The sequence below is a fragment of the Janthinobacterium sp. GW823-FHT03B06 genome (assembly GCF_058796955.1).
In genome coordinates this window covers 122995-136780 of sequence record NZ_JBXAJE010000009.1, presented here as the reverse complement: position 1 = coordinate 136780, position 13786 = coordinate 122995, and the positions used below count along the sequence as shown (strand labels likewise).

Here is a 13786-nt window from a genome sequence, read left to right as displayed (position 1 = left end):
CGGCGCAAGCCGGTTTTTTGTGCGCGTAAAACTTAACGCATGACTTTGCGCGTGCCCACGACTTCCACCGTCACGCGGCGGTTCTTGGCGCGGCCGGCGGCACTCGTGTTGTCGGCCACGGGCTGGGTTTCTCCCTTGCCTTCCGTGTAGACGCGGCTCGTCTCGACACCCTGCGCCACCAGATAAGCCTTGACGGCTTCGGCGCGGCGCAAGGAGAGCTTCTGGTTGTAGGCATCCGGACCGACGGCATCCGTATGGCCGACTGTGACGATGACTTCCAGGTCCATGCCCGTCAGTTGACCGAGCAGCTGGTCCAGTGCCGCCTTGCCTTGCGGCTTGAGCGTCGATTGATCGAAATCAAACAGCGCTTCGGAAGCAAACGACACTTTTTCCGACACGGGGGCTGGCGCCGGCTTGGCCTCGATCAAGGGCGGCGCCATCGTGACGACGGGGGCGACCTCGGGCGCCGGCTGGTAGGCGGGCGTGGCGGTGGCCGGACGACCCAGTTTATACACGAGGCTGACGGAATACAGGTCCGCATCGCCGCGGTTGCCGACGGCGTCGTTCAGGCGATAACGCTCGACTTCGCCGCGCAGGGCCAGCGCTTCGCTGAACTTGTATTCGAGGCCCAGGCCCAGCTTGGCGTTGAGCTTGCGTTCGCTGGCATGGGTATTGGCCGAACCCAGCAGGCGGTTGCCGCTGAACTCCGTGTTGGTCTTGGTGTAGTGCATGCCGACACGGCCCAGCAACGACAGGCGCTGCGACAGCGGCAGCTGGCCCAGCAAGTCCAGGTTCACGCCGCGAAAGGCCGCTTGTCCGTTCAGTACGCCGTTGCCGCTGGTGGTCGACTTGAAATCGAACTTGCCCAGGTCAAAGTAACCGGCTTCCACGGCGACATACTGGTTCAGTTGGCGGCCGACAAACAGTTTATAGCCGGTGTCGCGCTGGTCCTTGCTGAAACCGGTGACGGTTTCGCCGTTGGCGGCCAGGCTGGCGCGCAGGCGCGGCTCGTCGATGGTGGCGCGCGACTGGCCCGCGCCCGCGCCGATGTACCAGGCGCTGTTGGCCCAGTCCGGGTTGATGAAGGTGTTGTCCTGCGCCTGCGCCGATTGGGCCGCCAGCAAGGCGCCGGCCATCACGCTCAGGGCGCCCAGTGTGTGTGCGATAGTCATGGTCATGTCCCGATTATTTGGTGATCTGATTGTTGCGCAGGGTAACGGCGGCGGCCGTCAGCACGCGGCCATTGAGCAGGGTCGTATTGTCGCCCACCGTGATGGCGGCCGACTGGCCCAGGATATTGCCCTTGAAGACGCTGTTGGCGGCCAGGGTGGTGGGGCCGACGGGCAGCCAGCTGACGTTGTCGGCCGTGGCGCCATTGTTCAGGGCAACCACCGAGTTGACGGTCGAGTTCAGGGTCAGCGCCGTGCGGAAGATGTACACGCCAGGACCGTTCAGGGTCAGGGTGCCCGTGATGCTGATGGCGCCCGCATAGCAATACACGCCGGGACCGAAGGTTTGGCCGCCGAGGTCGATGCCGCCGGCAAAGCTGACGTCGCACGTACGGCTGTTGCCATCCGTGATTGCCGCTTGCAAATCCGTCATGGCGCCGGCCAGGATGGCGCCCGACTTGTAGTTGGTAAAGCCTGCCGCCTGGGTCGGATCGACCGTTTGCGAAGGTGAGCCGACGTCGCCCGTGATCAGCGTGGTGCCGCCCGAATTGTTCGTGATCGAGGTACCTGCCAGCACGCCGAAAGGTGCCGCGCGGCCCAGGAAGATCGGGTTCAGGACGGGCGGGATGGCGACAGCGGTGACGGTCAGCAGCGCGCTGCCCGACTGGCCGCCGGCCGTGGCGGTGATGCTGCTGGTGCCGGTGGCAACACCGGTGGCGATGCCCGTGTTCAGTACCGTGGCATTGGCAACGGTGCCCGAGGTCCAGGCGGCGCTGTTGGTGACAATGGCGTTCGAGCTGTCGGAATAAGTGGCGGTGGCAATGAATTGCTGCGTGGCGCCCACAGCGATGCTGGCGGTGGCCGGCGTGACGGCGATGCTGACGATGCTGGTGGCCGGCACGGTGATGGTGGTGCTGGCCGTCTTGCCGTTGAAGCTGGCGTTCATGACGCTGGTGCCAAAGGCAACGCCGGTGACGAGGCCGCCGCTGGCGACGGTGGCGAAAGCGGGCGTGACGGCAAGGAAGCTGCTGCTGGCCGTGACGTCAGCCGTGCTGTTGTCCGAGTAGGTGGCAATGACGGCCAGCTGGCGCGTCGCGGCGACGGGCACGATGGGGCTTTGCGGCGTGACGGCGATAGCCAGCAAGGTCGCTGGCGTGACGGTCAACTGGGCCGCTGCGCTCTTGCCGCCAAACGCGGCACTGATGTTGCTGTTGCCGGCAGCGATGCCGGTGCTCAAGCCTGTGGCGGCATTGACTGTCGCGCTGGCCGGTGTGGCCGACGCCCAGGCCGCCTTGGCGCTGACGTCTTGCGACGAGCCGTCGCTATACGTGGCGATGGCCGTGAATTGCTGGCCCGCACCGATGGTGACCGTGGCCGTGGCTGGCGTGACGGCCAGGCTGGACAAGGTGGCGCCCGGCAAGCCGAGGATGGGATCGCGTCCCTGGTCGCCGCCGCCGCAACCGGCAAGGGCGGCCATGGCCAGCAAACCTGCCGAGACGAGCAGCGGATTCAGATATCGCTTGAAGAGGTTCATATAGTTCCTTTGTGCATGGCAATCATTGCCGGGCATCCGCGGATGAGGTCATCCGGCAGAGCCATGCCGCTTTTCGCTACAGGCGATGGCGTCACAGGCATGCACTATTTCATTTAGGAAACTTCAAGTATGTTCGGTGGCGCGCATAGCCTGCCTTTGGCAGGAAAATGGCGCAAACGCGAGCGATTCGGCCTGGAAAACAACGGCCGTGTGCGGAATACAGACACAAAAAAGCCGGCGCAGCGACCGGCTTCGACAGGGCATACGTGTGCTGCTTAGTCTTCGCGTACCCACGTCTGCGAGCGGCCAAACATCGGCACGCCGACATAGCCGCGCACTTGCAGCTTGGTGCCGCCTTCAATCAGTTCGGCCTTGCTCTTGTAGGTCTTGCCATTGGCCGGGTCCATGATTTCGCCGCCCGTCCATTCCTTGCCGTCATATTTCAGGCCGGACAGGATCACCAGGCCGACGATGGGCTGGTCCTTGTTGGCGCCCGTGCACTTGTCGCACTTCGGATTTTGCTCTTCATTCGGGGCGCGGAACAGCTTGTCGATCTTGCCTTGCAAGACGCCGTTGCTTTCCGTGATGACGACGAGGGATTTCGGCTTGCCGCTGGCATCGTCGATGGTTTTCCAGGTGCCGACAGGGGTGTGGTTGTCATCGCGCGCGATGGCGCTGCCGGCGATGGCCAGGGCGGCCACCAGTACGCTTGCTTGAATGCTTGCTGTGAATACTTTATGCATCGCTAGTCTCCAATGGTTTTTTTTGATCGGGTCACGAACAGTTTATATACCAAGGCAAGACCAGTGGTGCTGCGCGGCGTCACGGGGACGCCGCGCAATCCTTCCAAACCTGCCTTATGCGCTGGCTAGTTTAGCAAACTGTTCGCGCAGTTTTTCAATTGTCGCCGAAAAACTGAGCAAACGCTCGTTTTCTTGCGCAACGATGGCGGCCGGGGCGCGCGCGACGAAGCTTTCATTGCCTAATTTGCTGTTTACTTTGGCAATTTCCGCTTCGATGCGGGCGATTTCCTTGCCCAGGCGCTCGCGTTCGGCCGCCACGTCGATTTCCACTTTCAGCATCAGCTTGGTGGTGCCGACGATGGCGACGGCGGCCGGCGAGTCCGGCAGCGCATCGACGATCTGCACTTCAGCCAGCTTGCCCAGCGACTGGATGTACGGTGCGTACGACGCCAGCGCGGCCTTTTCCGCCGCATTGCCCGCTTCGACGATCAGCGGCACGCGCACGGATGGCGAGATCTGCATTTCGCCGCGCAGGTTGCGCGTCGCGTCCGTCAAGGCTTTCAGCTGCTGCATCCACGCTTCGGCCGACTCATCGATCTTGTCGGTGTTGGCGATCGGATACGGCTGCATCATGATCGAATCACCCTCAGCTTTCAGGGTCTTGCCGGCCAGCGGCGCCACCGTCTGCCACAGGGCTTCCGTGACAAACGGGATGATCGGGTGGGCCAGGCGCAGCACCACTTCCAGCACGCGCAGCAGGGTGTGGCGGGTGGCGCGCTGCTGGCCTTCCGTGCCCTGCTGCACTTGCACCTTGGCTACTTCCAGGTACCAGTCGCAATACTCGTCCCAGACGAACTTGTAGATGGTGGCGGCGATATTGTCGAAACGGAAGTCTTCAAAGCCCTTGGCCACGTCCAGTTCCGCTTTTTGCAGCAGGGAGATGATCCACTTGTCCGCTTGCGACAGGTCGGCCTCGTTCGGGGTGCAATCCTTGCCTTCCGTATTCATCATGACGAAACGGGTGGCGTTCCACATCTTGTTGCAGAAGTTGCGGTAGCCTTCGCAGCGGCCCAGGTCGAAGTTGATGTTGCGGCCCAGCGAGGCGTAGCTGGCCATGGTGAAGCGCACGGCGTCCGTGCCGTAGGCGGAAATGCCTTCCGGGAATTCTTTGCGCGTCGCCTTGGTGATCTTTTCCGCGTCGCGCGGGTTCATCAGGCCCGTGGTGCGCTTGACGATCAAGCCTTCCAGGTCGATGCCGTCGATCAGGTCGATCGGGTCGAGCGTGTTGCCCTTCGACTTGGACATCTTCTGCCCCGTCGAATCGCGCACCAGGCCGTGCACGTAGACGGTTTCAAACGGCACCTTGCCCGTGAAGTGCGCCGTCATCATGACCATGCGCGCGACCCAGAAGAAGATGATGTCGAAACCCGTCACCAGCACGGACGAGGGCAGGAAGGCCTTCATGTCCGGTGTTTCTTCAGGCCAACCCATGGTCGAGAACGGCACCAGGGCCGACGAGAACCACGTGTCGAGCACGTCGTCGTCGCGTTTCAAGGGGCCCGTGCTGCCGGCGGCCTGCGCCTTGGCGATGGCTTCCGCTTCTGTCTTGGCAACGAAGATATTGCCCTTGTCGTCGTACCAGGCCGGAATTTGATGGCCCCACCACAGCTGGCGCGAGATGCACCAGTCCTGGATGTTGTTGAGCCACTGGTTGTAGGTGGTGCTCCAATTTTCCGGCACGAACTTGATTTCGCCATTGGCGACCTTGTCCAGCGCCGTCTCGGCGATCGACTTGCCGGGGAAGAAGGTGCCTTCCGGGGCCGGCTTGCTCATGGCGACGAACCACTGGTCCGTCAGCATCGGCTCGATGACGACGCCCGTGCGGTCGCCGCGCGGCACCATCAATTTATGCGGCTTGACCTGTTCCAGCAAGCCTTGCGCATCGAGGTCGGCGACGATCTGCTTGCGCGCGGCGAAACGGTCCATGCCGCGATACGCTTCGGGCGCGTCGTCGGTGATCTTCGCGTCCAGGGTCAGGATGACGATCTGCGCCAGTTTGTGGCGCTGGCCCACGGCGTAATCGTTCATGTCGTGCGCGGGGGTGATCTTCACGCAGCCGGTGCCGAATTCCTTGTCGACGTATTCGTCGGCGATGATGGGGATTTCGCGGTCCGTCAGCGGCAGTTTGAGCATCTTGCCCACCAGCGCCGTGTAGCGCTCGTCCGTCGGATCGACGGCCACGGCCACGTCGCCCAGCATGGTTTCAGGACGCGTGGTGGCCACCGTCAGGAAACCGCTGCCGTCGGCCAGCGGGTATTTGATGTACCACATGGAGCCGTCTTCTTCTTCGGACACCACTTCCAGGTCGGACACAGCCGTGCCCAGCACGGGGTCCCAGTTGACGAGGCGCTTGCCGCGGTAGATCAGGCCTTGCTCGAACAGGCGCACGAAGACGTCGGTGACGACTTTCGAGCGCGGCTCATCCATCGTGAAGTATTCGCGCTGCCAGTCGGCCGAGGCGCCCAGGCGGCGCATCTGCCCGGTGATGATGGAACCCGATTTTTCTTTCCACTCCCACACTTTTTCCACGAATTTCTCGCGGCCCAGGTCATGGCGCGAAATCTTTTGCGCGTCCAGCTGGCGTTGCACGACGATTTGCGTGGCGATGCCCGCGTGGTCGGTGCCGGGAATCCAGGCCGTGTTGTGGCCCAGCATGCGGTGGTAGCGGGTCAGGCCATCCATGATGGTCTGGTTGAACGCATGGCCCATGTGCAAGGTGCCGGTGACGTTCGGCGGCGGCAACTGGATGCTGAAGGAAGGTTTTCCGGCATCGAGGGTGGCGGTAAAGTAACCGCGCTGTTCCCACTCGGTGCGCCAGAATTGTTCAATGTCGGCGGGCTCGAAAGACTTGGCTAATTCCATGATTTGGCGTGTGATTGGCAAAAGGAACCATTATAGATGACGCGGCAACGCCTGCAGCGTGGCAAGCGGCCTTTTTCAGTGTTTTGGCGGCTTTGCGGGCCGTTTGGCCGCAACAGAACGGAGATAAGCGCGCTGCCGATGTTATAATGCCGGCCTCGGCGCCTCCTGCCCCATCCTTGCGGACGGCGCCAGCAGACGCGGTTGCATTAAAGTTTCATATCCAGCACTCGTCCGCGTCTCACGGCCAGCGCATCTGCGATGCCAGCCACCTTCAGCGCGTCCCCTTCGGGCCGGGCGCCTGAGCCACGCGCACCGCCAGCGGTGCACCATTCACGGCGGAATCAAAGCGGCACGTCCATTGCACGCCGCTGCCGCCACAGCTTAGCCAGGATCTGTTGTCCGGCGCGTCGTCTTTTGATACGGCATACCCCGCTTGGCGCCTTGCCGCCTGCGGCCTTGCCGTGGCCGCCGCTTTCCTGGTTGCGCTTTTACAAGGAAATCATCATGAAAAAAATCGCCATCGTTGCCGGTCTTGCCACCACTCTGGGCGCCTTGCCTGCCGCCCAAGCCCAGTCGTCCGTTGATGTCTATGGTCTGATGGACGCGGGCCTGGTACAGGAAGGCGGCATCAGCAAGCTCACCAGTGGCATATCGGCCGGCTCGCGCCTGGGCCTGCGCGGCACGGAGTCGCTGGGCAATGGCTGGCAAGCCGTGTTCACCCTGGAAGCGGGCGTGCAGGGCGATACGGGCCGCTCGGACCAGGCGGGGCAATTGTTCGGCCGCCAGGCGTTTGTCGGCCTCGACAGCCCGCTGGGCATGCTGACCGTGGGCCGCCAGTACAACCTGCAAAGCCAGGCGTTGACCGACGTGGCCGACCCGTTCGAAGGCGGCTATGCCGGCGCGGCGACCAACCTGGCCGGCTATTCGGCCACGCGCATCGACAATACCGTGCGCTACACCTCGCCGGAATGGCGCGGCGTGACGGGCACCGTCATGTATGGCGCCGGCGAACACACGGGTGTGGCGGCGGACCAGCGCTCGCTGGGTCTGGCCCTCGGCTATGTCAACGGTCCGTTGACCTTGCGCCTGGCGCGCCAGAGCCGTGCGGGCGAGCCGGGTAAGGCCGACGCGAACAACACGATTCTGGCCGGTAACTACAACTTCGGCGTGGCCACGGCGTTTGCCGGCTATGGCCGCAACACGGGCGAGGGCAGCACCATGTTCTTCGCGGAAAACCCATATGGCGCGGCGCAGGCGCCCACCGCGTCGAACGACAGCCGCGACGCCATCGTTGGCGTCTCCGTGCCGCTGGGCGCGACGACTTTGCTGGCCTCGTATGTGCGCAAGGATGACCGCGACAGCGCCAACCGCGATGCGCAGCAGCTGGCCATCGGCGCCACGTACGCCTTGTCCAAGCGCAGCAAGGTGTATCTTGCCTACGCGCATATCCGCAACCGCAACGACGCCGCCTACATGGTGGGCAATGCCACGGAAGTGGGCACGGGCAACCGCGCCTTCAACGTCGGCTTGCGCCACGCGTTTTAACGCCTGGTCAACCCATCGCCAGGGCCGGCAACATGCTGCCTTGGCGTAATAATGCTTCGAAGGCGGGCGCGGCCAGGGGGCGGCTGAACAGATAGCCCTGCATCTGGTCGCAGCCATGCTGGCGCAGGAAGGCCAGCTGCTGCGCCGTTTCCACGCCTTCGGCGATCACTTTCAGGCGCAGACTGTGCGCCAGCGAAATAATGGCGCGCACGATGGCCGCATCGTCGTCGCTGTGCGTGATGTCGCTGACGAAGGTTTTGTCGATCTTTAATACATCGATGGGGAAGTGGCGCAGGTAGGCCAGGCTGGAATAGCCGGTGCCGAAGTCGTCGATGGACAGTTGCACGCCCAGCGCCTTCAGGTTGGCCATGATGGCGGTGGCTTGCTCCACGTTATGCATGACCATGCTTTCCGTTAATTCCAGTTCCAGATGGGCGGCGTCGAGACCTGTCTCGGCCAGCGCCTGTGCCACAGCGTGCAGCAGATTTCTTTGCTTGAATTGTCGTGCCGACAGGTTCACGGCCAGGCGCAGCGGACCATGGCCTGCCAGCTGCCAGGCGCGTGTCTGGGCGCACGCCGTGCGCAGGACCCAGTCGCCGATGGGCGTGATCAAGCCCATTTCCTCGGCAAGGCCGATGAAGCTGGCAGGTGGAATACGCCCCAGTTGCGGATGTTGCCAGCGCAGCAGCGCTTCCATGCCCACCACCGCGCCGCTGGCCAGATCCAGCTGGGGCTGGTATTCGAGGTGAAACTGCCCGCGTTCCAGGGCGTGGCGCAATTCGCTCTCGAGTCCCAGTTGTTCCAGGGTGCCTGAATTCATGCCCGAGGCATAGAATTGCCAGTGGCCCCGTCCCTGTTCCTTGGCGCGGTACATGGCGATGTCGGCGTGCTTGATCAAGGTGTCGGCATTCTGGCCATCGTCGGGATACACGGCCACGCCCATGCAGCAGCTGAGAAAAAATTCATATTCGCCCAGTTGCAGCGGCTGCGCCACGGCGTCCTGGATGCGCTGCAGGATGGCGGCGCCCGGTTCGCCAGCGCCATGCTGTGGCAACAGCAGCACGAATTCGTCGCCGCCCAGGCGTGCCACCGTGTCGACTTCACGCGTGGCGTCGCGCAGGCGCTCGGCCACGTTTTTCAGCACCAGGTCGCCCGCATCGTGGCCCAGGGTGTCGTTGACGAATTTAAAGCGGTCGAGATCGATGAACACCACCCACAGGGGCTGGCCGCTGCGCCGCGTCACGGCCATCGCCTGTTCCAGCCGTTCGCGCAGCAGGGCGCGGTTGGCCAGCCCCGTCAGGATATCGTGCCGGGCCTGGAATTCCAGTTCCTGCTCGAAGCGCATGACGGTGCTGATGTCGTATTGCGCCACGACAAAGTGGCTGACGGCGCCATCGCCATCGTCGCGCACGGGCGCGACGAACAGCTCGCTCCAATAAGTGCTGCCATCCTTGCGGAAATTGCGCACGATGGCCTTGCCTTCGCGCTGTTCGCGCAGTGCGGCCGTAATCTGATGCATGTCTTGCCGCCCCTGCTCCGGACCCTGCAAGTCTTCCAGGCGCTGGCCGATGACTTCGCCGGCCGCATAGCCGGTGATGCGCTCGAAGGCGGGATTGACGTATTCGATCAGGTAGCCGGGTGCGTCGGCGCTGCACAGGATGATGGCGTTGGCCGACACTTCGATGATGCGTTCGCGCAAACGCAGCGACTTTTCATTGCGCATGCGCGCCGCGATGTCTTCGGACAGGCGCAAATTGGCAAACTGCAGCGCCGCCGTGCGTTCGCCCGTGATGCGGGCAATCACGAAATTGCGCGACACCAGCTGGTATACATAGGCCGTTGCCAGCAGGCTCGACAGCAGTCCGCCCAGCAGCACATACAGCGAACCGCGATGGTTGGCATCGGGCGCCATGCCTTTGGCCGGCAGCAGGGCCGCGCCCAGCGTATGCCCGCTGGCGTAGTACTGCAGCAACAGCTTGCTGCTTTCCGACTCGATCTGGCGTGCCGAGGCGTAGCACAGGGCCGTCAGGCACAGCCCGACCGTCAGGGTGATCAGGGCCGAGATGGAGACGGAAATGGAGATACGTTTGAAGAATGATTGCATGATGGCGTCCGGTAGCAGCGCCGGCGCCGATCCATGATCCGGCAGCTCTGGCAGTGACTGACTGTAGGGCGGCAGGCGCCGCAGGGTCCGTTCGCTGGCGAACGGACAAGCATGCTTGCAAGAAATATAGTCGGGCCACTGTGCAGGCGCTGTGTTACGCTGCTGCATATGGCGCCCCTCGTTCGGACGTCTTTCACTTCTCTCCCTAGCTGACGACTGGAAACCAGGAAAACTGCCCATGTCGAGTCCGCATGCCCAGCTGCACAACCCGAATCAAAACCATTTACTCGCCGCCATGCTCGACGCCGATTTCGCGCGCCTGGCTCCCCATCTGGAGCAAGTCTCCATGCTGCTGGGCGATGTGATCTACGACTCGGGCGACAAGCTGCAGTATGTATACTTCCCCACCACGGCCATCGTTTCCATCCATTACCTGCTGGAAAACGGCGGCTCGTCCGAGATCGCCGGCGTCGGCAACGAGGGCATCGTGGGCGTGTCGCTGTTCATGGGCGGCAACTCGACACCGAGCCGCGCCGTCGTGCAGACAGGCGGCGTCGGCTACCGGCTCAAGGCCCACCTGCTGATGGAAGAGTTCGACCGCGCCGGCCCCGTCATGCGTTTGCTGCTGCGTTATACGCAAGCGCTGATCACGCAAATGTCGCAAACGGCCGTGTGCAACCGCCACCATACGGTGGAGCAGCAGCTGTGCCGCTGGCTGCTGCTGACCATGGACCGCCTGCCGAACCGCGAGCTGACCATGACGCAGGAACTCATCGCCAACATGCTGGGCGTGCGCCGCGAAGGCGTCACGGAAGCGGCGGGGCGATTGCAGACGCGCGGCTTCATCAGCTACCGGCGTGGCCATATCTCCGTGCTGGACCGCGCCGGCCTCGAAGGCCATGTGTGCGAATGCTATGGCGTCGTGAAGAAGGAATTCACGCGCCTGCTGTCGGACGTGCGCCAGCGCCAAGGCCGCTAAACGCCGCATTTCCCTCTCTTTTATTATTGTCCTAGCCCAGGCTACCTATGTACTCAGTTGAAAATCACCCTACTCGCGCCCCTTCGCGCTGGCCCATGACATTGGCATTCTCGTTCAGCGCCATCGTATTGGTGGTCATCGGCGTGCTGGCCTGGCGCGCGCCGCCTTTTGATGCGGCGATCCTGATCGAGGCCCTGGTATGCCTGCTGTTGCTGATGCTGGTGGCGCTGTACCGGCGCACGGTGTCGGCCAGCCTGCCGCGCCAGCTGCTCAAGGCGGGCGCCTTGCAGGATGCGATTTTCAACAGCGCCAATTTCTCGTGCATCGCCACCGATGCGCAGGGCGTGATCCAGATCTTCAACGTGGGCGCCGAACGCATGCTCGGCTACGCAGCCAGCGACGTGGTCGACAAACTGACGCCGGCCGGTATTTCCGACGCGCAAGAAATCGTCACCCGCGCCGCCGCCCTCAGCGCCGAGCTCGACACCGTCATCACGCCGGGCGTGGAAGCGCTCGTGTTCAAGGCCACGCGCGGCATCGAAGACATCTATGAGCTGACCCACATCCGCAAGGATGGCAGCCGCTTCCCCGCCATCGTCTCCGTGACGGCCTTGCGCGACGCGCAGAGCAAGGTCATCGGCTATCTGCTGATCGGCACCGACAACACGGTGCGCAAGCAGGTCGAGGCGGAACAGGCGCTGCTGGACCAGCGCCTGCGCGAACAGCAGGCGTACACGCGCTCGCTGGTCGAGACCAATAATGCCGAGTTGAAAAAGGCGCGACTGGTGGCGGAAAAGGCCAACCGCGCCAAGTCCGAATTCCTGTCGAGCATGAGCCATGAATTGCGCACGCCCTTGAATGCCGTGCTGGGCTTTGCCCAGCTCATGGCGTCCGACGTGCCGCCGCCCAGCCCGCCGCAGCAGCGTTCGATCGAGCAAATCCTCAAGGGCGGCTGGTACCTGTTGCGCTTGATTAATGAAATTCTCGACCTGGCCATGATCGAATCGGGCAAGGTCACCCTGTCCCAGGAAGCGATGTCGCTGCTCGACGTGCTGCAGGATTGCCAGGCCATGATCGCGCCGCAGGCGGAAAAGCGCGGCATCCGCATGCATTTCCCCCGCTGCGGCAAGGCGTTCTATGTGCATGCGGACCGCACGCGCGTGAAACAGGTGATGATCAACCTGCTGTCGAACGCCATCAAGTACAACCAGGGCGGCGGCGCCGTCACCGTCGAATGCAGCCGGCATGGCGAGCGCGTGCGCGTGAGCGTGCGCGACAGCGGCGCCGGCCTCGACGCGGCCCAGGTGGCGCAGCTGTTCCAGCCGTTTAATCGCCTGGGACAGGAAAACAGCACGGAAGAGGGCACGGGCATCGGCCTGGTCGTCACCAAGCAACTGGTCGAATTGATGGGCGGCACCATCGGCGTCGACAGCACCGTCGGCGTGGGCACCACGTTCTGGTTCGAGCTGGCCGCCAGCAGCGCACCGGAACTGGTGCTGGGCGACGGCGATGCGCTGCCGCAGGTGCAGGAACCGCAGGAAAGCCAGCGCACTTTGCTGTACGTGGAAGACAATCCCGCCAACCTGGCGCTGGTCGAGCAATTGATCGCCCGCCGCAGCGACTTGAAACTGCTGACGGCCATCGATGCGCATCTGGGCATCGACCTGGCGCGCACCTACCAGCCCGACGTGATCTTGATGGATATCAACCTGCCCGGCATCAGCGGCTATGGCGCGCTGCATATCCTGCATGATGATCCCCTCACCAGCCACATCCCCGTCATGGCCTTGTCGGCCAATGCCGTGCCGCGCGACATCGAGAAAGGCTTGCAAGCGGGCTTCTTCCGCTATCTCACCAAGCCGATCAAGGTGGTCGAATTCATGGATGCGCTCGATGTAGCCCTGCACCATGCAGCCGCGCACGGCCTGGCCGACGACACTCACGCAATACGCTAATTCAGCAATCAATTTTAGGAATACCGCCATGCTTCAAGCCACCGAGATCCTGAACGCCAGCATCCTCATCGTCGATGACCAGGAGGCCAACGTCATGCTGCTCGAACAGGTGCTGCGCAATGCCGGCTACACGCGCATCACGTCCACCATGGACCCGCAAGCCGTGCGCGCGCTGCATCAGCAGCACCGCTACGACCTGATCCTGCTCGACTTGCAGATGCCGGAAATGGATGGCTTCGAAGTCATGGAAGGCTTGCGCGACCTCGAGGCGGGCAGCTACCTGCCCGTGCTGGTGATCACGGCCCAGCCCGGCCACAAGCTGCGCGCCCTGCAAGCGGGCGCCAAGGATTTCGTCAGCAAGCCCTTCGACCTGGTGGAAGTCAAGACGCGCATCCACAACATGCTGGAAGTGCGCTTGCTGTACCAGAAGCTGGCCGAATACAACAAGTCGCTGGAACAGATGGTGGAAGACCGCACGGCGGAGCTGCGCGAAAGCGAAGCGCGCTTTCAGCGTTTCACGGAACTGTCGTCCGACTGGTACTGGGAACAGGATGCGCAGGGCAATTTGACGCGCTTTTCCGGCCCCGTGGCCGAGATGCTGGGCATCGGCAGCGAGGAAGAGCCGCAGCGCTGGAATGCCGCCGAGCGCGCCTTGCTCGACGCAAAAATTGCCGCGCGCGAACCGTTTCTCGACTTCATCTACAGCCGCGCCAACCTCGACGGCAGCACGCAGTACCTGCAGGTCAGCGGCGAACCGATGTTCGACAATGGCAGCCGCTTCATCGGCTACCGCGGCATCGGCCTCGATGTCACGGAGCGCTTGCGGGGAGCGTGA

9 protein-coding genes are annotated in these 13786 nt (G+C 63.2%); 4 read left to right on the top strand and 5 right to left on the bottom strand.

Going from position 1 to position 13786, the window contains the following annotated elements; all coding sequences use genetic code 11:
- Positions 1-32: 32 nt before the first annotated feature.
- The 4 genes from AC1RBA_RS24545 to AC1RBA_RS24530 all read right to left on the bottom strand — a co-directional run bounded on the left by AC1RBA_RS24545 (position 33) and on the right by AC1RBA_RS24530 (position 6368).
- Positions 33-1172 (bottom strand): OmpA family protein, encoded by a 1140-nt coding sequence (locus tag AC1RBA_RS24545; protein ID WP_492420040.1) that lies wholly within the window; start codon positions 1170-1172, stop codon positions 33-35.
- A 13-nt stretch (positions 1173-1185) separates the two neighbouring features.
- Positions 1186-2703 carry an ice-binding family protein gene (locus AC1RBA_RS24540; protein WP_492420039.1) on the bottom strand — a complete coding sequence of 506 codons (1518 nt, stop codon included), beginning with the start codon at positions 2701-2703 and terminating at the stop codon, positions 1186-1188.
- A gap of 275 nt (positions 2704-2978) precedes the next feature.
- The gene (locus AC1RBA_RS24535; RefSeq protein ID WP_070222691.1) at positions 2979-3446 is read right to left on the bottom strand and encodes a DUF2147 domain-containing protein; all 468 of its coding nucleotides are present in this window, start codon (positions 3444-3446) and stop codon (positions 2979-2981) included.
- 114 nt (positions 3447-3560) lie between these two features.
- The gene (locus AC1RBA_RS24530; protein WP_492403479.1) at positions 3561-6368 is read right to left on the bottom strand and encodes a valine--tRNA ligase; all 2808 of its coding nucleotides are present in this window, start codon (positions 6366-6368) and stop codon (positions 3561-3563) included.
- A 504-nt stretch (positions 6369-6872) separates the two neighbouring features.
- Between AC1RBA_RS24530 and AC1RBA_RS24525 the strand changes: the two genes are divergently transcribed.
- Positions 6873-7913, top strand: a complete 1041-nt coding sequence (locus AC1RBA_RS24525; protein ID WP_070290247.1) for a porin — start codon at positions 6873-6875, stop codon at positions 7911-7913.
- 7 nt (positions 7914-7920) lie between these two features.
- Here AC1RBA_RS24525 and AC1RBA_RS24520 read toward each other — a convergent pair whose 3' ends face one another.
- Positions 7921-10017 carry a putative bifunctional diguanylate cyclase/phosphodiesterase gene (locus tag AC1RBA_RS24520; protein WP_070290023.1) on the bottom strand — a complete coding sequence of 699 codons (2097 nt, stop codon included), beginning with the start codon at positions 10015-10017 and terminating at the stop codon, positions 7921-7923.
- 238 nt (positions 10018-10255) lie between these two features.
- On the opposite strand from AC1RBA_RS24520, the gene AC1RBA_RS24515 reads away from it, so the two are divergent.
- The 3 genes from AC1RBA_RS24515 (at position 10256) to AC1RBA_RS24505 (ending at position 13786) form a co-directional block, all read left to right on the top strand.
- On the top strand, positions 10256-10996 hold the full coding sequence (locus AC1RBA_RS24515; protein WP_070222685.1) for a Crp/Fnr family transcriptional regulator: 741 nt from the start codon (positions 10256-10258) through the stop codon (positions 10994-10996).
- 95 nt (positions 10997-11091) lie between these two features.
- Positions 11092-12951 (top strand): hybrid sensor histidine kinase/response regulator, encoded by a 1860-nt coding sequence (locus AC1RBA_RS24510; RefSeq protein ID WP_083287235.1) that lies wholly within the window; start codon positions 11092-11094, stop codon positions 12949-12951.
- 28 nt (positions 12952-12979) lie between these two features.
- A complete protein-coding gene (locus AC1RBA_RS24505) occupies positions 12980-13786 on the top strand; it encodes a response regulator (protein WP_070222683.1) in 807 nt (268 codons plus the stop codon).